18 protein-coding genes are annotated in these 21,468 nt (G+C 44.8%); 12 read left to right on the top strand and 6 right to left on the bottom strand.

Going from position 1 to position 21,468, the window contains the following annotated elements; translation table 11 throughout:
- Window positions 1-57 precede the first annotated feature (57 nt).
- On the top strand, window positions 58-1,680 hold the full coding sequence (locus tag WN59_RS10045) for a sigma 54-interacting transcriptional regulator (RefSeq protein WP_046516712.1): 1,623 nt from the start codon (window positions 58-60) through the stop codon (window positions 1,678-1,680).
- A gap of 742 nt (window positions 1,681-2,422) precedes the next feature.
- On the opposite strand, the gene WN59_RS10040 is transcribed toward WN59_RS10045, so the two are convergent.
- The 4 genes from WN59_RS10040 to WN59_RS10025 are packed head-to-tail and all read right to left on the bottom strand — an operon-like array spanning window position 2,423 to window position 6,695.
- Complete coding sequence (locus tag WN59_RS10040) at window positions 2,423-3,250, bottom strand: WecB/TagA/CpsF family glycosyltransferase (protein WP_231577208.1); 828 nt, start codon at window positions 3,248-3,250, stop codon at window positions 2,423-2,425.
- Between the two features lie 46 nt (window positions 3,251-3,296).
- Entirely contained in the window at window positions 3,297-4,643 is a 1,347-nt protein-coding gene (tagH, locus tag WN59_RS13920) for a teichoic acids export ABC transporter ATP-binding subunit TagH (RefSeq protein WP_046516704.1), read from the bottom strand.
- Window positions 4,644-4,655: 12 nt separating this feature from the next.
- Complete coding sequence (locus WN59_RS10030) at window positions 4,656-5,477, bottom strand: ABC transporter permease (protein WP_046516701.1); 822 nt, start codon at window positions 5,475-5,477, stop codon at window positions 4,656-4,658.
- A 36-nt stretch (window positions 5,478-5,513) separates the two neighbouring features.
- Entirely contained in the window at window positions 5,514-6,695 is a 1,182-nt protein-coding gene (locus tag WN59_RS10025) for a CDP-glycerol glycerophosphotransferase family protein (RefSeq protein ID WP_046516697.1), read from the bottom strand.
- Window positions 6,696-6,867: 172 nt separating this feature from the next.
- On the opposite strand from WN59_RS10025, the gene tagD reads away from it, so the two are divergent.
- Window positions 6,868-7,272: a glycerol-3-phosphate cytidylyltransferase gene (tagD, locus tag WN59_RS10020; RefSeq protein WP_046517273.1), complete on the top strand. Its 405-nt coding sequence runs from the start codon at window positions 6,868-6,870 to the stop codon at window positions 7,270-7,272.
- Complete coding sequence (locus WN59_RS10015) at window positions 7,265-8,428, top strand: CDP-glycerol glycerophosphotransferase family protein (protein WP_046516693.1); 1,164 nt, start codon at window positions 7,265-7,267, stop codon at window positions 8,426-8,428. Before tagD ends, WN59_RS10015 begins: the two co-directional genes overlap by 8 nt.
- Before the next feature lie 111 nt (window positions 8,429-8,539).
- Here WN59_RS10015 and WN59_RS13330 read toward each other — a convergent pair whose 3' ends face one another.
- A complete protein-coding gene (locus tag WN59_RS13330) occupies window positions 8,540-10,810 on the bottom strand; it encodes a LysM peptidoglycan-binding domain-containing protein (protein ID WP_052747396.1) in 2,271 nt (756 codons plus the stop codon).
- Window positions 10,811-11,133: 323 nt separating this feature from the next.
- Between WN59_RS13330 and WN59_RS09995 the strand changes: the two genes are divergently transcribed.
- Together WN59_RS09995 and WN59_RS09990 are read left to right on the top strand one after the other, a co-directional pair.
- Window positions 11,134-11,445 carry a hypothetical protein gene (locus tag WN59_RS09995; RefSeq protein WP_046516689.1) on the top strand — a complete coding sequence of 104 codons (312 nt, stop codon included), beginning with the start codon at window positions 11,134-11,136 and terminating at the stop codon, window positions 11,443-11,445.
- Complete coding sequence (locus tag WN59_RS09990) at window positions 11,445-11,738, top strand: type II toxin-antitoxin system RelE family toxin (RefSeq protein WP_046516686.1); 294 nt, start codon at window positions 11,445-11,447, stop codon at window positions 11,736-11,738. The genes WN59_RS09995 and WN59_RS09990 overlap by 1 nt, the downstream gene beginning before the upstream one ends.
- Window positions 11,739-11,826: 88 nt before the next feature.
- On the opposite strand, the gene WN59_RS09985 is transcribed toward WN59_RS09990, so the two are convergent.
- Window positions 11,827-12,897, bottom strand: a complete 1,071-nt coding sequence (locus WN59_RS09985; protein ID WP_046516682.1) for a YkvI family membrane protein — start codon at window positions 12,895-12,897, stop codon at window positions 11,827-11,829.
- A gap of 299 nt (window positions 12,898-13,196) precedes the next feature.
- On the opposite strand from WN59_RS09985, the gene WN59_RS09980 reads away from it, so the two are divergent.
- From WN59_RS09980 to WN59_RS09945, 7 genes are all read left to right on the top strand, one after another.
- Window positions 13,197-14,327: an O-antigen ligase domain-containing protein gene (locus WN59_RS09980; protein WP_231577206.1), complete on the top strand. Its 1,131-nt coding sequence runs from the start codon at window positions 13,197-13,199 to the stop codon at window positions 14,325-14,327.
- Between the two features lie 70 nt (window positions 14,328-14,397).
- Window positions 14,398-15,180, top strand: coding sequence for a tyrosine-protein phosphatase (locus tag WN59_RS09975; RefSeq protein ID WP_046516675.1), 783 nt, complete (start codon window positions 14,398-14,400; stop codon window positions 15,178-15,180).
- A 94-nt stretch (window positions 15,181-15,274) separates the two neighbouring features.
- Window positions 15,275-16,378, top strand: coding sequence for a DegT/DnrJ/EryC1/StrS family aminotransferase (locus WN59_RS09970; RefSeq protein ID WP_046517264.1), 1,104 nt, complete (start codon window positions 15,275-15,277; stop codon window positions 16,376-16,378).
- 129 nt (window positions 16,379-16,507) lie between these two features.
- Window positions 16,508-16,990 carry a hypothetical protein gene (locus WN59_RS09965; RefSeq protein ID WP_046516672.1) on the top strand — a complete coding sequence of 161 codons (483 nt, stop codon included), beginning with the start codon at window positions 16,508-16,510 and terminating at the stop codon, window positions 16,988-16,990.
- An 89-nt stretch (window positions 16,991-17,079) separates the two neighbouring features.
- On the top strand, window positions 17,080-19,074 hold the full coding sequence (locus tag WN59_RS09960) for an HNH endonuclease (protein ID WP_046516669.1): 1,995 nt from the start codon (window positions 17,080-17,082) through the stop codon (window positions 19,072-19,074).
- A 912-nt stretch (window positions 19,075-19,986) separates the two neighbouring features.
- Window positions 19,987-20,661, top strand: a complete 675-nt coding sequence (locus WN59_RS09950) for a YveK family protein (RefSeq protein WP_046516663.1) — start codon at window positions 19,987-19,989, stop codon at window positions 20,659-20,661.
- 15 nt (window positions 20,662-20,676) lie between these two features.
- Window positions 20,677-21,390 (top strand): CpsD/CapB family tyrosine-protein kinase, encoded by a 714-nt coding sequence (locus WN59_RS09945; protein ID WP_052747393.1) that lies wholly within the window; start codon window positions 20,677-20,679, stop codon window positions 21,388-21,390.
- Window positions 21,391-21,468: the final 78 nt, after the last annotated feature.

The following is a 21,468-nucleotide window of genomic DNA, read 5'->3' as shown; positions in this document are numbered from 1 at the left end:
GGGGGCGTGCGTCAATTGGAGAAGAAACTATACATAATTGGTATTCAGGAAGAGAATATGAATTCACTCAAAAAGCAGATGGAATACATATTCGGAGGAAATATCGCCGTTAAAGGTATCACCCTTAAGGATATGACATATTCAGAAGTTTCAGAGGGAGGTCTGGTTCTGTTATCTTCACATGAAATCAGGGAAATTGTGAAACCATTCCTGCCGGATTCATGTGAAGTGATCATTTCCAGGAGGACCATCAATATAGTCAGGCTGGAACAGGTCATAACCATGAGGGAAAGGTCAAGGTTCCTTGTGGTCAATGATAATCCAGGTACGACTGAGGAGACAGTCAAAGACTTGAAAAATGTGCTGAGCGAACATGAATTCATCCCTTACCTGGTGAACGAGCCCATTCCCGAGGAGTTTGACTTTATCATCACTCCCGGTGAAGACAGGCTGATTCCGTCAGAGGTCTACCAGACTTTTGATATTGGACCGCGTGTCATTTCGATTGAAACAGTCCTTGATCTGAAGCGGCGCTTCAAACTGCAGGTAACTGATGCATTGCTGATGCAGTACTATATCAAGACCATGGTGCACATGACGGCCAAAAACAATGAGAAAGAACCGGAAAACATAATTGACCAGAACAAACACCGGACTTTTTCTGAAATCCCGACTGAATCGAGGGCGATGGAAGCGACGGTCAACTTTGCCCGGCAGATGGCAAACTCGTCGAACAACAACATACATATTATTGGTGAAACAGGTACTGGGAAGCAGATGCTGGCAGAAATGATCCATAATGAATCGGTTCTCAAAGATAGCCCTTTTCATATTTATAATGCAGCGTCCAAAGATCCGCAGTTGATCGAAGCGGAGCTGTTCGGTGACAAGGAAGAGGGGCATCCGGGAATCATGGCAGAAATCAGCAGAGGAACGATGTATATCAAAAATATCGACAGTTTGCCGTATCAGCTTCAGAACAGGCTCGCTGACCATTTTGATGAAAAAACAGGATGTTCTGCGGTAAGATTCATCACTTCATCGATTGATGATCTTATGAAACTGTACAAAGAGGAAATCATCAGCCAGAAACTATACTCATATCTTTCATCGCACATTCTGAAGGTGCCGTCCATTGCAGAGAGGAAAGAAGATATACTCATTTTGATCAATGATTTCAAGAGTCATTTCAAAAGGGAAGATATGGAATTCTCGGCCAGGGTGGAGGAGGCGTTCATACAGTATGACTGGCCCGGCAATGTAAGGGAACTCTATAACCTTATCTCATACTGTGTCTGCCTTAACCGGAAGTATATAGAACTCGATTCGTTGCCCATCTTCTTCAGCGGTATTACGAGGAACTTTGACAATCCGCAAAAAGATTCTGACTTCCTGGACACTGAAGCGGTAATTGATAAAATAGAGAAGCACGGATTTCTGTCCGAGAGTATCAAATTGCTTGAGATATATCTCGAAGGTAAGAAAGAAAACGCCTCTTACGGCAGGAGGAAAGTGAGGAGACTGCTGCTGGAAGACGATATAAAAATGACCGATCAGCAGCTCAGGCTCCGAATTGAAATTTTAGACGAACTTGCCCTTTTGAATGTAAGAATCGGGAGAGCAGGTACGACCATCTCAGAAAAAGGTGAGAAGTTCCTGGAATTGATGAGTGAAAAATAAACAGTTTTTAGAAGGGACCAGATATGAGAATGCCTGGTCTTTTTTGTGAGTTCTCGGGACATGGGTTCGGAATCGACGTCCCGGGAGGTGCGTATCGCATTTACGGAATCGTTTCGTGTACGTGAAAGAGGCGTATCGCATCTACGAAATCATTTCGTGTACGTGAAAGAGGCGTATCGCATCTACGGAATCGTTTCGTGTACGTGAAACGCCCGTATCACATCTACGGAATCGTTTCGTGTACGTGAAAGAGGCGTATCGCATCTACGGAATCGTTTCGTGTACGTGAAACGCCCGTATCACATCTACGGAATCGTTTCGTGTACGTGAAACGCCCGTATCACATCTACGGAATCATTTCGTGTACGTGAAAGTGCAGTATCGCATCTACGGAATCATTTCGTGTACGCGAAACGCCCGTATCACATCTACGAAATCATTCCGTGTACGTGAAAGTGCAGTATCGCATTTACGGAATCGTTTCGTGTACGTGAAAGTGCAGTATCACATCTACGAAATCATTCCGTGTACGTGAAAGTGCAGTATCACATCTACGGAACCGTTTCGTGTACGTGAAAGTGCAGTATCACATCTACGAAATCATTCCGTGTACGTGAAACGCCCGTTTCTCATCTACGAATAAAATCCGTACCTCCCCAACCCGCACAAAATACCCAAATCCGCACAAAAAAGCACCTGTCCGCAACTGGGCAGGTGCCACTCTCACATATTTTCAACGAAATCACGACTTACCCCGCGGCCGCGTCTTGCTGTAGCCGAACATCCGCAACAGATGCTTGATGACCGGCGTGTGCAGGAGCATGAATTCGAATACGCGCATGACGCGTTTGATGCGTTTGGGTTCCTGGATCAGCCGGTACAGCCACTCGAGCTGGAGTCTGATCCAGATTTTCGGTGCGCGCTGGGCTTTACCGCTCAGGACGTCGAAGCTGCCGCCGACGCCCATGAACACGCCCTTGTCGAAGCGGTCGATATTGTCTGCGATCCACTTTTCCTGGCGCTGCATGCCGAGTGCGACAAATACGATATCGGGGTCGCTTTCCACGACCATATCGGCGATTTCCGTGTCGGCCGGATCGAAATAACCGTCGTGGCGCCCGGCCACTTTGAGCCCCGGGTAGAGTTTCTCGGCGTTCGCCACAGCTTTTTTGTTCGAATCCTCCGATGCGCCGAGGAAGAATACGCTGTAGCCGTTCTTCGCGGCATGGTCGAGCATACGGTACATCACATCGATGCCGCTGACCCGCTCGGGCAGCGGCCGGCCCATCAGCATCGCCGCATTGACGATGCCCACACCGTCAGCAAGCACGTAATCGGCCGACTGCACAACTTTCTTGAATTCGGGATGATCCCGCGTCTCAATGACGAATTCGGGATTGGCCGTGACGATGAAATTTTTGCTTTCATTCGCCAGGTCAGGGTAGACGATGTGCCTGAGGAATGAATTCATCGACGTGTTGAAAAAGTCGATATCCATCACTGTCACCGTCTTATAGGTTCTGCCCATCGCGTTCACCTCGCTTCCTTCCGTGAACATGTAAACGTTCATCTTTTCCTTTTATATCTATATTTTTAATAATAAAAACCGGTGTCCCTTATAGATTCTCTTCATCTTCCGCCACGACGTTGTCCATGTGTGTCCACACGGGCGCTTCGTCGCCTTCGATCAGACCTCTGTACCAGACGTTGTTCCCGACGAGCACCGTCTGATCCACATGGAATTTCATGCCGGCGTGGTGTTCCAAAGTTTCATGGATGTACTGGGCCGGGCCGCCCCACGGTTCGCTTGCGGCAAATCCGGTATCGTTCAGCATGAATTCCTTTTTGTCCCGATCCACGAATGTCAGCGCATGTGACGATGTCTCATCCGCCCGGATCCAGCCGATGACACCATCTTCTCCGCTCGGTTTCGTGCTGAGCAGGTAGAAGACTTCGAAATGATACGTTGCTTCGCGTTTGACATAGTACACACGTTTTTTGTATTTATGTGCATGCTCTTTACGGTCGTCGCTGTCCGGAGATTCGAAGATGTCCGTGCTGTCGCCCTTGAGGTGGGCGAGGCGGCTGACGGGCCGGATGGTGTAGCCGTGGGAGCCCTCCAGGTCCTGGTCGTCATCGAGCAGCGTCAGGTTGCCGTATTTCTTGTACTCGGCATCCGCCGGGTCACGGTCCATCACTTTCTGGCGGTAGTCGTTCCGCTCCTCTTTGGTCATGGAACGCCACTTGGACAGGAAGGATTCATAGAGCGGCAGGACATCGCGCACTTCGCCGAATGCCTTCACCCGGCCGAATTCGAGCCACAGTATCTTGTTGCAGAACCGCTTCATCTGGCCGATGGAGTGGCTGACGAAAATCATCGTCTTGCCCTGGTCCTTGAATTCCATCATCTTTTTCAGACTCTTCTCGGCGAATGCCTTGTCCCCGACGGACAGCGCCTCGTCGATGATGAGGACATCCGGATCGATGTTGACGCTGATGGCGAATCCGAGACGTGACTTCATCCCGCTGGAGTAGGACTTGACCGGCATGTCGATGAAGTTCTCGAGCTCGGAGAACTCGATGATGTCGGGCTCGAGCTCCTTGATCTCATCCTTTGAGAAGCCGAGCATCAGACATTTGAGTTCGATGTTGTCGCGGCCCGTCAGGTCTTCATTCAGCCCGGCGGCGACCGCGATCAGCGCTGTCTGGCCGTTGACCTGTACATCGCCCCGCGATTCGGGTACGATGCCTGCCAGTATGTTGGACAGGGTCGACTTGCCGGAGCCGTTGATGCCGATGAAGCCGACGACATCACCTTTCTCCGCTTCGAAGTCGACGCCGTTCAAGGCGAAGAACTCCCTGCCGTGGGCTTTCGGGCTGACGAGATCCAGTATGCGCTCTTTCTGGCTGTCATACACTTTATATTTTTTAGCGACATCTTTCGCTACGATTGCTTTAGTCATACGAATCCCCTCTTATAGATAGTCAATGAAATTCCGTCTGAACATCACATGGAGCGTGGCGCCGATGAGCATCATGAGGAAGATGACACCCCAGAAGTAGAGTGACTGTTCCCAGTGCGTCACGATATACCACTCGGTCCCGAAGAACACGGAACGGTACCCTTCGATCAGGTACAGCAGCGGATTCAGCTGCATGAGCTTCATGATCAGCGGGAAATCCGACAGCAGCGACAGCGGCCACAGGACGCCCGATACATAGAGCAGCATGCGCAGCAGTGAGTTAAGCAGCAGGTGCACATCACGCACGAGCGTCGACAGTGTCGATGTGATCAGTGAAAAGGCGAATATCAGGGCATAGGTCCCGATTACAAAATAGATCAGCTGCAGGTAGTATATGTTGACGTAGTAGCCTGCCAGCTGGAACACCAGGAACGCCAGGAACAGCATGATGACGTGCGTATAGAACTTGGAGAATATCGTAATGTTCGGTATGGCACTGAGCGGGAAACTCATCTTGGACAGCATCTTGAGCCGCCGGTATATGGACTTCGATGCCTCGATGCTCCCCTGGAAGAAGAACGTCCAGACGATGAAGCCGATGGCGAGCCAGTAGAAGAACGGTACTTCCGTACCGCCCATTTCAATCGGTTCCCGCTGGCGCAGCGTCCCGAAGACGAACCAGTAGATCATGATGCTGATCACCGGTGTGAGCACTTCCCACACAATGCCGAGGTAGTTATTCTGGTTTTTACTTTTCATGTCGTACAGGGACATCCTTCTTATAAGGTAGAAGTTTTTGATCTGTTCCTGCAGGACGATCCATAAGGATTTCATTCTTTTCTCACAACCATTCCATTCATCGTTGTTGAATTATACAATTTTCTTTTTCAAATGACAAATGACATCCTCCATCACGCGCTGTGAAGACGCGCCGTCCTCGAGATAGCTGAACCTTTCCCGGAATTCCTCCGTATCAAACCTGTCCGGATCCGGGTGTTTTATCTCCCGTATCAATGCGTCCGTCGTCTTGACGAGCGGCCCCGGTGCCAGCCGTTCGAAATCGAAGTAGAAGCCGCGGAGCTTGTCGCGGTACTGGTCGATGTCATACGTATAGAAGATCATCGGGCGCTTGAGATTCGCATAGTCGAAGAACACGGACGAGTAGTCAGTGACCAGCATGTCGGAGATGACATACAGGTCGCGGATGTCCCCATGCTTTGAGAAATCATGCAAGAATCCATTATACTGCTTTATGTCGAGATTTTCACTTACAAGGTAATGCAGGCGCAGGATGATGATGTAGTCATCGCCGAGTTCACGCTGCATCTTTTCCACATCGAACTGCAGGTCGAACTTGTATTTCCCGCGGGTGTGGAAGCTGTCATCCCGCCACGTCGGCGCGTACAGGATGATCTTCTTGTCCGCCGGCAGGCCGAGCGCCTTCTTTATATTGTCTGTAACTCCGGCATCATTACCCGAGAATAAAAAATCATTGCGCGGATAGCCCGTCTCGAGCATTTTCCCGCCGAAGCCGAATGCGCGGCGGAATATATCCGATGAATAGCGGTTGGGGGAGACGAGGTAGTCCCATTTGGACGCTTCCTTTGTAAAGTTCCTGCGGTAGCTTTCTGTATCCGTCCCCGGCATATGGACCGTCTCTATATCCGTACCCAGTTTTTTAAGGGGTGTACCGTGCCATGTCTGCAGATATGTTGTACCATGGGGTTTTGGTATCCACAGCGGCAGGCGGCTGTTCGTAATCCATAGGGTGGCTTTATTCATCTGGATCATCCACGGCAGAGAGAAGCGTTTGATATAGGGAACATCCGCTTCCTCGAACACATGGGTATTGTTCCTGTCCGCGCTCCAGACGAGCGTGTACTCCGGATGGGTGAGTGACATGTATTCGTAGAGCGCCCGCGGGTTGTCGCTGTACTGCTTGCCGAGGAAGCTTTCGAACATGATGAGCCTATGGTCTTTTTTTACTGTCCTGCCGCACAATGCGAACAGTTTACGATAGAGAAAAAATGCTGCTTTTTTTAAATATTTCACTTGAATCACACCTAAGATTTATACTTTTTCTGATTTTATGTTATAATCATTAATAATCTTTACAAAAGATTAACTTTATCTTTACAATTATACCATGTCCACAGGGACATTATACCAAAGGTAGAGAGGTATATTGGGAGGAATAGAAATGAAAAACCAAAATGTAAGAGAAATGAAACCACAAAGAAAAGTGATCACTTACGGCACATTCGATCTGCTCCATATGGGACACATCAATATCCTTCGCCGTGCCAAAGAACGCGGGGACTACCTGGTAGTCGCTGTATCATCCGACGAATTCAACAAACTCAAGCATAAAGAAGCTTATTACTCATATGAAGACAGAAAAGCGATCCTTGAAGCGATCAAGTACGTGGACGAAGTCATTCCTGAGCACAACTGGGGCCAGAAGGTCAAAGACGTCCAGAAGCACGATATCGACGTGTTCGTCATGGGCGACGACTGGAAAGGCGAATTTGACTTCCTGAAGGAATACTGTGAAGTCGTATACCTCGCAAGAACAAGCGGCGTATCCACAACGAAGACGAAGCAAGAGCTGTCCAAGAAGCATGGTTAGGGAAGCGGCAATCAATCTGTATCTGGTCATAACGAAAGTGATCTTCAATCTGTTCAGGTCACTTCCGGTACAGAAGAAGACAGTGATGATTGCATCTTTCGGCGATAATATTCAGTACGTTTTGGATGAAGTGCATGAGCGCACTTCATCCAAAATTGTTTTACTGAAAGATTCCAGGTGCACCTATACCTTCAGGAACGCAGATGACAAGAACACCATCCGCTTCGTGCCCGTGAATATCCCGGGGAGCATCAGGGGGCTCTATCATCTCGCCACCGCCAAGCACATCTTCGTCGACAACTACCAGGTCGTGCTCGCTTCATGCGATTTCAGGGAAGAGCAGACATGCATCCAGCTCTGGCACGCAGACGGGGCGGTCAAACTGTTCGGTTTCAAGGACAAGGCCACCATCGAACGCACACCGTCCGCACAGAAGCGGTTCAAACAAGTTTATGAAAACTTCCATAAAGTCGTCGTCAGCTCCGATGACATGGGCTGGATCTTCGAAGAGGCATTCGACATCAGCCACGAGAACCTGCTCAAGACCGGCATGCCCCGGACCGATTTCTTCTATAATGAAGACAGGATGCAGCGCGCCACGGACAAACTCCACCGGCAGCTGCCGCACCTGAAGGGCAAAGAGGTCATCCTGTACGCACCGACATTCAGGGAAGGGCGCTTCAAAGTCGATGAGCTCAGGCTGAACATCAAGAACCTCAAAAAAGGGCTGTCCGAAGACCATCACCTGCTGCTGAGACTCCATCCCGCCGTGACATCAGGCGGCGAATGGGACGACGACTTCGTCACCGACGTCTCCCGCGGATACGACATCTTCGAACTGCTCGCCATCACAGACATCCTCGTCACGGACTACTCATCCATCCCGTTCGAGTTCGCAATACTCGGCCGGCCGATGATCTTCTATCCGTACGACCTCGAGGAATACGTCACCACCCGCGGCATCTGGTTCGACTACGAAACGTTCGTCCCCGGGCCCGTCGTCTACCATTCCAGCGAAATGATCGACGTCATCCGCCGCGAAGCATTCCGGCTGGAGAAAGTCCTTCTTTTCGACGAAACATGGAACAAATACGCCGACGGCAGATCCACAGAAAAACTGGTGACCACACTATACAAAGATGCAGCCCCGAGATAGAGTCTCAGGGCTGCTTTTTTGTGGCATGATGTGCGAAGGTTTCGTGGACGAGACCTGGGACCATGCAAAAGGGAATCACGCCAAAGTGATTCCCTTTTTATATATCTGATATTAATGGATGAAGTTATGTGAAGAAACTTCGTAGGCATCGATGGTTCTCATTGTCTTTTGACCAGGGCCGCCGCTCCAGTTCATTTCAGAAACGAGAATCGAGCCGTCGGAGTTGACCTTTTCAACTACAGCAACATGACCTTGGCCCCAGGCGCCGTTAGTCCATGCATTGGACTGTACGATGGCACCGACAGAAGGGGAGTTGTTGACATTAAGCCCCTGGCTTCTGGCAGCACTTGCCCAGTTGGAAGCATTGCCCCACTGATTGCTGACAGGTTTGCCCATTTGCTGACGACGCTCATATACGTACCAAGTGCAGTCGCCGTCGAGGTACCAGTTCTCACCGTATGATGCAGGTGCCGGTGCCTGAGCTTCCTCTTCAGCTTCTTCCTCTTCAGCCGCTTCCTGTTCAGCCTGGCGCTGCGCCTCCGCTTCTTCAGCTGCGCGTTGTTCCGCCGCTTCCTGCTCAGCCTGGCGCTGTGCTTCCGCTTCTTCAGCCGCGCGTTGTTCCGCCGCTTCCTGCTCAGCCTGACGCTGTGCCTCTGCTTCTTCAGCCGCGCGTTGTTCGGCAGCCTCCTGCTCGGCCTGACGCTGCGCTTCTGCTTCTTCGGCTTCACGTTGTTCCGCCGCTTCCTGTTCAGCTTGACGCTGTGCCTCCGCTTCTTCGGCCGCACGTTGTTCCGCCGCTTCCTGCTCAGCCTGACGCTGCGCCTCTGCTTCTTCAGCTTCACGTTGCTCGGCCGCTTCCTGCTCAGCCTGACGCTGTGCTTCCGCTTCTTCGGCCGCGCGTTGTTCGGCAGCCTCCTGCTCGGCCTGACGCTGCGCTTCCGCTTCTTCAGCCGCGCGTTGTTCCGCCGCTTCCTGCTCAGCCTGACGCTGTGCTTCCGCTTCTTCAGCTTCACGCTGCTCGGCGGCTTCCTGAGCTGCGACTTCCTCTTCAGTCGGTTCTTCTTCTACCGGAGGGGCGGCTTCTTCAGAAGCTTCCTCTGCAGTTCCTTCCTCAACCGGTGCTTCCTCAGTTACCTCTTCTGTCGTTTCTTCCTCGACAGGTTCAGTTTCCTCAGTTACTTCTTCAGCAGTATCTTCTTCGACAACTTCTTCTGTGGATTCTTCTTCAGCAGCCTGTTGTTCAGCTTCAAGTTGAGCTGTAGCCTGTTCTTCTGCTTTCTGCTGTGCGGCTGCCTCTTCAGCGGCCTGACGTTCAGCCTCTTGCTGTGCTTGTGCTTCCTCAGCAGCCTGTTCTTCCGCTTCCTGCTGTGCGGCTTCTTCTTCGGCCTGACGTTCAGCCTCAGCCTGTTCCGCTTCTTCAGCGGCCTGCTCCTCAGCCTCTTGTTGAGCTTGTCCTTCCTCAGCAGCCTGTTCTTCCGCTTCCTGCTGTGCGGCTTCTTCGGCCGGACGTTCAGCCTCCGCCTGTTCCGCTTCTTCAGCAGCCTGCTCCTCAGCTTCTTGCTGCGCCTGTGCTTCTGTTTCCTCAGCATCAGTGTTCTCTTCAGCCGGAGCTTCCTCTTCCTGTTCGACAGCCGCATCCGGGTTAACATTCAGTTCCTGACCCGGGAAGATGAGGTGGTCCGTGATGCCGTTCAGGCTCATCAGCGTACGGTAACTCATGCCGAACTCACTCGCCACGCTGCCGATCGTATCGCCGGGCTTGACTGTATATGTGTCGGCGTTTGTATCAACTGCCGGCGTCTCTTCGGCTTCAACTTCCTCGCTGTTGTCAGTCTCAGGTTCCTCTACAGCTTCAGGCTGTTCAGTTTCGACGGGTTCTTCAGCAGGCTCGACTTCAACAGCCGGTTCGGCCGGAACCTCGACTGCTGGTTCTTCCTCTTCGACTTCAGTTTCCGCGGCAGGTTCAAGTGACTGCGCAGGTGTCTGTACCTCAGGCACCGGAGTAGGCTCTTCAGCACTTTCACCGATGGTAAGTTCCTGGTTCACCAGAATGAGATCTGTAGTCAGATTGTTCCATTCCTTCAATTCATCAACTGTAACATTGTTCTTCAAAGCAATGCCCCATAAGGTGTCACCAGACTTTACCTTATATGTAGTAACTTCTTTCTCTTCCTCAAGTTCAAGCGTCTGATTCACTAAAATAACATCTGAAGACAGGTTGTTGTATTGCTTCAGCTGGTCCACCGTCAGATTGTTGTCGTTACCGATCTTCCAGAGGGAATCCCCCGGCTGGACCGTGTAGCTTTTCGCAGATGCGTCGTCGGATAGCCCATACGCTGAAATTGCTGCTGTCGCTGTGAGTGCCGTAACTAATTTTTTCATAGATTGCTTATCCTCCAGATTTGTTAGTTTTTGCGCATAACTTTATCAAATTTTCAAATTACTATAACACTTTACATACTAACAAAGTTAGTAGGAGGAAAAAGCGTTGTAACATAAATGTAATATAATTAAAATATAATATTCATATAACAAAAGGAAATTTACTAAAAGAAAATGTTTGGGGGATGAAGATCACACCCTGCCACATCTCTCTTAGACACAACGGGTCGCTCACCATACTATCTGAAGAACTAATTATAGTACTGTTAAAAGACTTTTAATTATGTTATAATTATTAGACTAAATAAAGGGGGGATAAGTTTATGAAAATTATGGATGTACCTATGAAATCTGTTTCAGATATCAAACGTTCTCCGATGAGTATTTTTGAAGAAGCGAAAACAAGTGAAAATGGGGTTTATATTTTCAATAGGAATGAAGTAGTAGGGGTAGCGTTAACGAGGGAACAATATGAATCAATACACAAAGAAATTGAAAATCTTTATGACAGAATTGATGAGCTCACAGTAAAAGAACGCCTGGCAAATGACAACCGACAAGCCATATCTGCAAAAGACGTAATTGGTTTTGATTTGAATGAAGAAAAAATAGATGAAAATGATGGTTGGGAATAATGCATGATATAATTTTCAATAAATTTTCCCAGCGTGAATATGACAACTTGGATGTTAGTCAAAAAGTATTCGTAACCAAAGGTTTAAAAAGAATCGAAGAAAAAGGAATGGGTGCGGGGCAGCCTTTGCGTGGAGAATTGGCACATTGTCGTAAACTGAAAAATAATCGATCAGGTTTACGCATTGTCTTTGTAGAAGTAGAGGGGAAAATAGAAGTGATTGAAATCATTGCTATAGGCAAGAGGTCAGATAAAGAAGTATATAAAGATGCAATTAAAAGATTGAGAGATTAATAATCTTAAAATGAAAAGCCCAAAAGTTGATTGATCACAATTCAACTTTTGGGCTTTTCATATCGTAATATTTTCCTATTATTTCGTACTATATCAATTTCTTCTTCGTAAACTTGTTCCGCACCCATCTGACAGCGAGCATGATGCCCATGAGGATCCCAAGGTATCCAAGCAACGGATAGACGAGGTTCACAAGGTCGACGAAGCCGACCAGGCTCAGTATATAGCCGACGACGAGTGCAACAACCAAAGCGACTTTGTACCTGCGGCTGTACGGCACCCAGAAACGGCTGAGGAACGGGTACAGCATGCCGACTGCGGTATTGTAGATGATCAGCAGCATGACGAGCGTCAGCACGAAATGCAGCACAGGATGGATCTCATACGCAAGCATCAGTGTAGGCAGCTCCGCCTCGCTCGTCTTGTCGAACTTCGATACGAGTCCGGCATTCATCAGCATCATCAGTACGAGCAGAATCACACCGCCGTACATGCCGCCGCGGCGGGCGACTTTATGGGTGGACTGTGCGCCGACGATCGACAGGATACTGAACGCCATCGCGATCACGATGCCGCTGTATGTGATGGCCTCGAGCCACCATATGCCGGTCGGTGTCTTGCTCAGATCGGCAATGTCGTTGATCTCATTGAAAGAGACCGTCGGCGTGAAAAAGCTGTACACTGCGATGATCGCCACGATCAGGATCAGGAACGGCGTGACGAATCCGAGTGCCGACAGGATCTTGCTGAAGCCGAGCGTCAGTGTGATCATCACTGCAATCATGACGACCAGGGAGCCGAGCCATGCCGGCACACCGAAACTCTGTTCAAGTGCCGAGCCGCCGCCGGCCAGCATGATGACCATCACCCCGTACAGGAAGAATATCAGTATATAGTCGATAATCCGGCCGAGTGTATCGCCGAACATCACCCTGATCGGCTCAAGGTGGCTTTCTGCATCCAGCACATGGCCGAACTTCGCCACCTGCCGGCCCAGAAACATGATGACAAGCGCCGACAGCAGCACCGCCCAGTAGCTCATCGTGCCAAAGTTGCTGAAAAACTGCAGTATTTCCTGGCCCGTCGAGAAGCCCGCACCGAGAACCACCCCGACATAGGCAAAACCGATTTTGATGGATTCCTGTTGTCCTTTACTCAAACAATCAACTCCGGATTAAAAGATTTTCAAAATACGTATATAAGTCACCAGACACAGAACGAAAAAATCACAGAACCCCGATGGGAGGAAGCGGGCAGTTCAAAGAGGCATAGGGGCGTACAGGGGAATTGGGGAATGACCATCGTTTGAAAATTAATTCACAAGTATATATTTAAACATAGTGACAAAATCCTGTCAAAACAGCACCGGACACTGACGCACGCCGTTCAGCACAAAATGCAAGCCTTTTGCCGCCTGCCATGTTATCATGACCTTTCATAATGGAAGGGATGTAACCCATGGATAGACTAAGCATGAAAAAAGCCTTCCTATCCCACGAAGGCCTCGTATTCACAGCAATGTTCACACTCATCTTCACCGTGACCAGCCTGATCATGATCGACTACAGAGGACTGCAGAGCCGGGTGGCAGGCATGGACCCGTTCACCATCCTCACGCTCGGCGCAATCCTCGCCTACCTATATAAGAATTCGAAGTTCAGTTTCAGCAGAAGGAAGATCTTATTCCTCATTGTATGGGGCCTCTACGTACTGTCCGCTTTTGCCAGCATGCTGATTGCCGGGCACTTTGTGTGGACGGAAGCGGTGGTCTGGCTGATGCTAACGGTCATGCTGCTGTACCGGATGCCGGTGGCACTTTTCATGTATATGACAGCGGGCGCCATCATCAGCCTGCCGTCACTGCTCCTGGCCGAGACGACACTGAACGAATCGGGCGCCACGCTCGTGATGGTTTTTGCAGCGGGCCTGATCTTCATGCCGAAGACGAACCGCGCGATGCTCTGGTATGTGCTGCCGACACTTGCACTGCTGGTCGTCATCACGACAAGCCGCACGGCGATGGCCCTGTATCTGCTCGTGACCGTCACCCAGTTCGCCTATATCAATATGTACAGAACAGACAGACGGCAACGGAAGAATTTCCTGATGACGGCAGGCGCCGTCATCCTTGTGCCCCTCCTCATGTTCTCAAGACAGATGTACAGCTATTTCACTATGGGAGGAATCAGCCTGCAGGGCATTGATCTGAACCAGCTGACGAATGGCAGATCTGACCCCTGGCAGACAGTCGTCTCAGGCAGCCGGTGGTTCGGACAGGGACATGACTATGTCGACTTCACCCATCTGCTGCACGTCCATAACATCATATTCGACACACTCGGCAGGTACGGCATCCTGACCGCGGTACTGTTTATCGACCTTCTATCCTTAACAGTCCTGATTTCAGTGATTGCCGTAAAAAATTTCAATATCACACTTTTCTTCATCGCTTTTATACTGACAGGGATGTTCGAGTACAATTATCTGTTTATGTTCGTATACTTCTCACCGGTGATACTGTTCTTCACCCTGATCGGGCTGATGATGGATGACAACAAAGGTGTCAACCATTATTGTGAAAACATTTAAAGTATACATTTACACTATGATAATGATATAATCTTGTTAAACATTGATTATGAGGTAGGGGGGATGAATCATGATAGATATTCATAGCCATATTTTAATAGATGCAGATGACGGCCCTAAAAGTGAAATAGACGCAACTAACTTGCTAATTCAAGCATCTAAAAATGGAATAACTGATCTCATTGCTACTCCTCACCATCACGATGGACAGTTTTACAATACTGGAAAAGACGTTCTGAATAAAGTTAATTATATAAATGAGATTATTGAGAGACAAAAATTGAACCTTACTGTCTATCCTGGTCAGGAGATACGAATTAATGGCAATCTGTTAGATGATCTTGGTTCGGGTTCTGACATTCCACTGAACCAAACAAGATATGTTTTGATTGAGTTTCCTTTTACAGAAATGGTTCATTTTGTAGAAAGCCTATTTTTTAAAATGCAAATGAGCGGTTATAGACCGATTGTTGCGCACCCTGAAAGATGTAAACCGTTGATGGAGAATATGAGTAAACTATATGAGATGGTAGAAAAAGGAGCACTTTCACAAGTTACATCAGGATCTGTCTGCGGTGTATGGGGGAAAGATTTGCAAAAAATAAGCTTGAAGCTAATAGAAAACGGCTTTGCTCATATTGTTGCAAGCGATGCACATCATGCGACCATTAGGCCATTTATGTTGAGTGAAGCATATTTTACGATAGAACAAAGACTTGGGAAAAAGTACGTTGAAGATTTAAAAAGAAATGCAGAGAAAGTTTTAAATAATGAGGAAATTAAAATAAGGCCACCGGTAGAAAGTGTAAAGCGGTACCCAGCTAAAAAAAGAAAGATTTTTTCTATATTCTAGATGAGATTACTTTTAATGGTCAACTTCAAGTATTTCATTTTATCTCGAAGGAGAGTCTAAAGTGCAACAGAAAATTTTACTATCTTCCCCTCACATGGGTGGAGCTGAAGAGAAATATGTAAAAGAGGCATTTGATACTAACTGGATTGCTCCTTTGGGTAATAATGTGAATGAATTTGAGAATCAGGTCAAAGAGTTCACTGGCACTAAAGCTGCCTGTGCATTATCAAGTGGTACAGGCGGTATACATATTGCGCTGGATCTTTTAGATGTAGGACAGGGTGATTTCGTATTCTGCTCTTCTCTAACATTCATAGCCAGTGCGAATCCGATCCTTTACCTTGGTGCTGAACCAGTTTTCATAGATTCTGATCTGGATAGCTGGAATATGTCACCCGTTGCTTTGAAAAAGGCATTTGAAGATTATGCATCCAAGGGCCAACTGCCCAAGGCCGTCGTTATTGTGAATCTCTACGGACAATCTGCCAAAATGGATGAGCTGATGGCCATCTGTGATGAATACGGTGTAGCTGTGGTCGAAGATGCTGCAGAATCTCTTGGATCCAGATACAAAGGAAAGATGAGTGGTACTTTCGGCAAATTTGGAATTTATTCGTTTAATGGTAACAAGATCATCACTACATCAGGCGGTGGGATGATTGTCTCCGATGATGAAGAAATGATTCAAAAGGCTTTGAAGAAAGCAACTCAGTCCAGGGATCAGGCTGTCCACTATCAGCACAGTGAAGTGGGTTATAACTATCGATTGAGTAACATCAGTGCCGGCATAGGAAGAGGTCAGATGGAAGTGCTTGAGAAACGTGTAGAACAGAAACGGGCTATATTTGATAGATACGTTGAAGCATTGGATCATATTGATGGAATTGAGTTCATGCCAGAACTGGAAAATACGCTACATAACCGTTGGCTATCTACACTGACAGTTGATTCAGAAAAACTGGGAGTAACAGCTGCTGAGATTATAGAGAAACTTGCCAAACTCAACGTAGAAGCGAGACCAGTATGGAAACCAATGCACATGCAACCATTGTTCGCTGAGTGTGATTACTATAGTGAAGAACAAGACAATTCTAAATATCTATTTGAAACTGGAATTTGTTTGCCGTCGGATACGAAGATGACAGCGGAAGATCAGGAGTCAGTTATAGAAAGAATAAGAGAGAAAATTCATGGATAATATCATATATATTTATATGGAGATTTATTTTCTGCTAAGTATATACTATATGATTTGTTTAGCAGAGGTTTGGAGGTTATCTCGTCTATTGATACTATAATTGCAGCATTTATTGCTCTAGGTGGCGTTATGTTAACCGTAAGATATAACCACAAATTAAAAAAAACAGAAATTACGGCTACTGTAATCTCTAAATCAAGAATAGAATGGATTCAAGATGTACGGAAACTAATGTCTGATTATATAAGTCAATCATACGTCTTAAAAGAAATTGTTAATTCTATATTTAATGGATATTTTATTTCGAATAAAACAAAACAAAAGTATTATCATGAATATTATAAGCTTTTAAAATACAGAGATTTGCTTCTATTATATATTTCAGATTCAAAAGAACATAAAGAGATTGTCAAATTGATTGAGTGTTTACATGAAAAGACGATGTTTAATTTGAGTGAACGCAATTTAAGTAAGGAGAAAAAAGAGAATTACCATAAAAATCAAAGGGAAGCTGCCGAAAAATTAAGAGTTGAGGCAAGGGACTATTTTAAAAATTTGTGGGAAGAAGCGAAAATTGAGACTGAATTAAACAAAAAATTCAGTAACAAATGAATTTTATATTGTATTGAAAGCAGAAATTTGTTTTAAACAGCCATAAAATTAATATTAGGAAACAACTTTTAAAAATGAGGAATTATTAAATGAATAAAAGTGAAGAGTTTAAATATCATTTTAAAAAGAGATTATTGGAAGAATACCCCAATAAAGTTATCAAAGGATATAATCCTGATACTGAATTAATGACCGTGATAAAAAACTTTTGTAATCTTAACTCGCTAGATTATAAGGAAGAAATTAAAAAACTTGGAATTAATATGGTTAGAAAAAACACCATTTTAGAATCAGAGATACCAGAAACTTTATTGAATTATTTTCCAGATAAAATACTTACTAGCCTTAGTGAAATAAAAGCTGCCCATTCGAAATTGGACTCACAACTAACCAAATATAGCAAAGATAGGAATATCAGTAAAGAAACATATTTAGAACATCTCGGTTTTAAATTAGTTAAAAAGTCAAAATCTAAATATGATTATGTTTCTATTAAAGAATTAAAAAATAATTATAATTTTAATTTAGCTAAACATGCTAAAGCATTTGGAATCAGTAGACAAGCAATGAATGCAAAGATAATTGATAAGTCATTTGGAAAAAGAAAAGCTGAAATTCGAGAAGTAAAACACAAGCACAAAAAATTGATTATAAAAATGGTAGACAGTTTAACAAATGAGTTATCAAATAGTGACGGCACAGTAATACATATTTATAAGCATAATAAAAAAGAAAAAAATGCAATATTTATTAAAGAAGGTGAAACTCATAATTATATCTTTGATATTCCTTCTGATATTAATATATTATTAAAAAATGCTTATTATGACCGGCTGAAAAACGATGATTATAATAACATTGCAAAAGTAAAAAAGCTTTTAAAAAATTATGAGGAATACTCTAATATAGACTTGCCATCTGATGATTTTAGATTAGTTAAAAAAACAGCAGAAAGTATAGGTATCTCAATTGATAATTTAACAAAATTAATCAAGACCAATCAAGTAATCTCTCAAAAAGACAATAGAACAAACAGCAAAGAAGAAATAATATTAATACTCGAAAAGTTCCTTTTAGCAGATGGCGTCACTGTTTCACTTCCTAGTGAGAATAATCAAGCTCAAACAATTAGACAAAGAGCATCAAGGCAAGGATTGAGCGTACAAACTTTTATAGAATCTTATGGTTATAAATATAGCAGATTGAATGAAGAAGATAATGTATATGTTTCAGAATTAAAAAATATTATTAAAGAAAAATATTTAGTTAATGAGGATAAAATTTATATTCCTCCATATGGAAGTTTTTTTAGAAATATATATGCACGTGCTCGTAACAAGGGGAAGAACCTTGAAACATTTCTTTATGAAATAGGTTTTGTGAGAATCTACAAAAAAGACCTTCCGGAAGGATATACACCATATGATTGGACGAAAGATGATATTTCATTGCAAGATGATGAGTCGTATATAGATGAAATAAAAAAGTATTTTATGTTTGAAGGAAAAGTATATATCCCTTCTTCCGAATATTTTTATGATAAACTATTTTTATTTTCTACACATAATAAACGTACTGTATCTGAGCAACTAAAAGTGTGGGGCTTTGATAGAACATTTATCCCTCCAAAAAATTTTGAGTCAAATGAAATCAAAGATAATGAATCCCCGTATAAAATTAGTTTAATTGATGATATAAAAGAAATTCAAAGCAAACTTAATTATCAAGTTTCTGAAATTGAAAAAGTGAATAGATCAAAAGAATTAGTGAGCAAATTAAAAAGATTATATCATTATGAATGCCAACTATGCGGTCTGGAATCAGAAAATAAAATAGTTAATCCAGATGGAACATTTTATATAGAAGTTCATCATATTAATCCTATCCATACGGCTAAAACATACGAAAATGAAGAAGAAAATAAAATTGATCACTATAAAAATGTTATTTGTCTTTGTCCTTATCATCACAAATTCGTACATTTTCACGAAGGTGGAAATTTTAAACTAAATGATAGTAAGACTGCTCTGATGAACGACAAAAATACTGTTTTACAAATTAAATTGGATTATCATTTAACATAAGGTGAAAATAAATTCCATACATAAAATACTCGTTTGGTAGTCGGGGGTTGTATGTCGTTTAAATAGTATGTTTAGGAAGAAGAAATGTTTGCATTTTTTATAGGAGAGTTTTAGCTGAGTTGGTTCTATAAAATATATCGAGCAAGAATTTTCCAGTTTAGTTTAGTAGTCACAAGGATCCGGCGGGAAATTCGCCGGATTCTCTGGCAGAATCGACTGGAAGACGATTCGGAACGGAGGCTCATCAATTGTGTTCTGAAACAGTCTCCAAAAATCCAGTCCGTCTATGCATTTATCGCATCCTTCCGTGAAACCATCACCCAAAAAGACCAGACCGGTTTCATTAAACTTATACGCTACGAACATCAACGGCAGGATCTCTTTGACCAAATACTTCACCCGAAGACTGCTCAGTGACTTCAAATCTACAGTAAATGCCCTCGTATACCCAGAGAGTAATGACTTCGTCGAAGGCAATACCAACCGGTTAAAAACCTTGAAAAGAATGATATATGGCCGGGCAGGATTTGAACTGTTGCGCCAACGGATGCTTTACCGGACAGACTGATTAAAAATTTCCATTACTGAAACGGAATGCATACATACTTGTTCCCCAAGCTAGCGTAAGAGCCATTTTAATAATGTCATTTACATAGAATTTAATGCCGACTTCACGATAAAATGTGAAGTCGGTTTTTTGTTCGTAATTAAAATATGTATTATCTTTTGAGTAATTTAAGCCAGATGAAAGAATAATTTATTTGAATATTCAAAAATCTATTGCATATTTATAATGTGATGTTTATAATGATGTTAAAATACTTTTTAATTGTAATAAGTGAATAACTATTGTATTAGTAAGTGGTTTAGCAGCTAACTATATTAAAATTAAATATACAGAGGAGGGGTGACATGAGGGAATCTATCAACCTGGAGAAAGCATTGGAGATTATAAAGAAAAATATGACTTCAATTGTTGTATTGACTCTGATCACGGGAGTTATTGCTGCTCTCATTACATTCTTTTTAATTCCTCCTCGTTACCAGGCACAAACGCAAATTCTGGTCAGTGAATCTGAAGAGACAAAGAATACGAGTGATCAGGATATTGAGACGAGCCTTCAACTGATTGGTACATACAGTGATATCTTACAGAGTCCAATCGTTTTGGAGAATGTCATCAATAATCTGGAACTGGATAAATCTTTTTCCAGTCTTTCCGAACAGATTACTGTTGTTAATCAGGAACAGTCCCAGGTGCTGACTGTAACTGTGACGGATGAAAGCATGGAAGAGGCTCAACGTATCGTGAATGAGATTGTGAATGTGTTCCAGGAACAGGTGACGAGCATTATGAATGTCGACAATGTTTCTATTCTTTCACCGTCAAATTTGGAAGCGGATACAGAACCTGTATCACCTAACCCTCTGATTAATATTACAGTGGGAATTGTGGTCGGACTGTTGCTCGGTTTGACGTTGGCATTTTCCAGAGCTTATTTTGATAAATCTGTAAGAAACGAAGAAGATGCAGAGCATTACCTTGATATGCCTGTGGTCGGCTCCATAGCAAGGATAGAAGAATAAGAGGGGGTTCTCGTGATGCGGCACAGGAAGATGAACAATGAAGTTGCCAGTGCAAAGAAGATCATCGTTGCGACTAAGCCGCATTCTCCTGTAAGTGAGCAATTTCGTACCATACGTACGAATATCATGTATTCCAGCATAGACCGTCCGATTAGATCAGTCCTGTTCACGTCAGCCGTGGCAGGAGCGGGAAAATCCACGATTGCTGCCAATGTGGCAATCGCCTATGCCCAGGCAGGGAAGAAAACACTGCTGCTTGACGGTGATCTGAGACGGCCGACCTGTCATTATACATTCAAAGTGAGTAATCAAAAAGGGCTTTCCACTGCGATTGTAAATGATATCGCTTCGGAAGATCTGGTAAATCAAACAGAGTTCGATAATCTGTATCTGATTACATCAGGGCCAATTCCGCCGAATCCGTCTGAACTTCTGTCATCGAAAAAGCTGACTCAGTTCATCGACCATCTGAAATTTCAGTATGAAATGATTATTGTGGATTCCCCACCTTTATTATCCGTGACAGATGCTCAGCTTCTGAGCAAGAGTGCGGATGGCGTGATTATGATTACCGATGTGGAAAATAATAATCGGAATCATTTGTTGGAGGCGAAGGATCTCCTGAACAAGGCAGATGCGAACATCATCGGTCTCGTCCTCAACAACCGGGATGCAAAATACCGGTTGAAAGACGATTACTATTACCATCAGGCGTCACATGACGGCTGATTAATATACAGGAAGAAGTTTCAACTTCCAAAATCATGTGCATACGAAGGGCTCAATCATGACAGCATGCAGGGATTG

Origin of the sequence: Salinicoccus sediminis (genome assembly GCF_000986795.1) — a bacterium.
Classification (GTDB): domain Bacteria; phylum Bacillota; class Bacilli; order Staphylococcales; family Salinicoccaceae; genus Salinicoccus; species Salinicoccus sediminis.
This window is presented reverse-complemented; position numbering and strand designations above follow the sequence as displayed.

Bases quoted from the DNA above. Each gene is read 5' to 3' on its own strand.
- WN59_RS10045 (WP_046516712.1), top strand. From the start codon at position 58: ATGAATTCACTCAAAAAGCAGATGGAATACATATTCGGAGGAAATATC.
- WN59_RS10040 (WP_231577208.1), bottom strand. From the start codon at position 3,250: ATGAACGTTTACATGTTCACGGAAGGAAGCGAGGTGAACGCGATGGGC.
- tagH (WP_046516704.1), bottom strand. From the start codon at position 4,643: ATGACTAAAGCAATCGTAGCGAAAGATGTCGCTAAAAAATATAAAGTG.
- WN59_RS10030 (WP_046516701.1), bottom strand. From the start codon at position 5,477: ATGAAATCCTTATGGATCGTCCTGCAGGAACAGATCAAAAACTTCTAC.
- tagD (WP_046517273.1), top strand. From the start codon at position 6,868: ATGAAACCACAAAGAAAAGTGATCACTTACGGCACATTCGATCTGCTC.
- WN59_RS10015 (WP_046516693.1), top strand. From the start codon at position 7,265: ATGGTTAGGGAAGCGGCAATCAATCTGTATCTGGTCATAACGAAAGTG.
- WN59_RS13330 (WP_052747396.1), bottom strand. From the start codon at position 10,810: ATGAAAAAATTAGTTACGGCACTCACAGCGACAGCAGCAATTTCAGCG.
- WN59_RS09995 (WP_046516689.1), top strand. From the start codon at position 11,134: ATGAAAATTATGGATGTACCTATGAAATCTGTTTCAGATATCAAACGT.
- WN59_RS09990 (WP_046516686.1), top strand. From the start codon at position 11,445: ATGCATGATATAATTTTCAATAAATTTTCCCAGCGTGAATATGACAAC.
- WN59_RS09980 (WP_231577206.1), top strand. From the start codon at position 13,197: ATGGATAGACTAAGCATGAAAAAAGCCTTCCTATCCCACGAAGGCCTC.
- WN59_RS09975 (WP_046516675.1), top strand. From the start codon at position 14,398: ATGATAGATATTCATAGCCATATTTTAATAGATGCAGATGACGGCCCT.
- WN59_RS09970 (WP_046517264.1), top strand. From the start codon at position 15,275: ATGGGTGGAGCTGAAGAGAAATATGTAAAAGAGGCATTTGATACTAAC.
- WN59_RS09965 (WP_046516672.1), top strand. From the start codon at position 16,508: ATGTTAACCGTAAGATATAACCACAAATTAAAAAAAACAGAAATTACG.
- WN59_RS09960 (WP_046516669.1), top strand. From the start codon at position 17,080: ATGAATAAAAGTGAAGAGTTTAAATATCATTTTAAAAAGAGATTATTG.
- WN59_RS09950 (WP_046516663.1), top strand. From the start codon at position 19,987: ATGAGGGAATCTATCAACCTGGAGAAAGCATTGGAGATTATAAAGAAA.
- WN59_RS09945 (WP_052747393.1), top strand. From the start codon at position 20,677: ATGCGGCACAGGAAGATGAACAATGAAGTTGCCAGTGCAAAGAAGATC.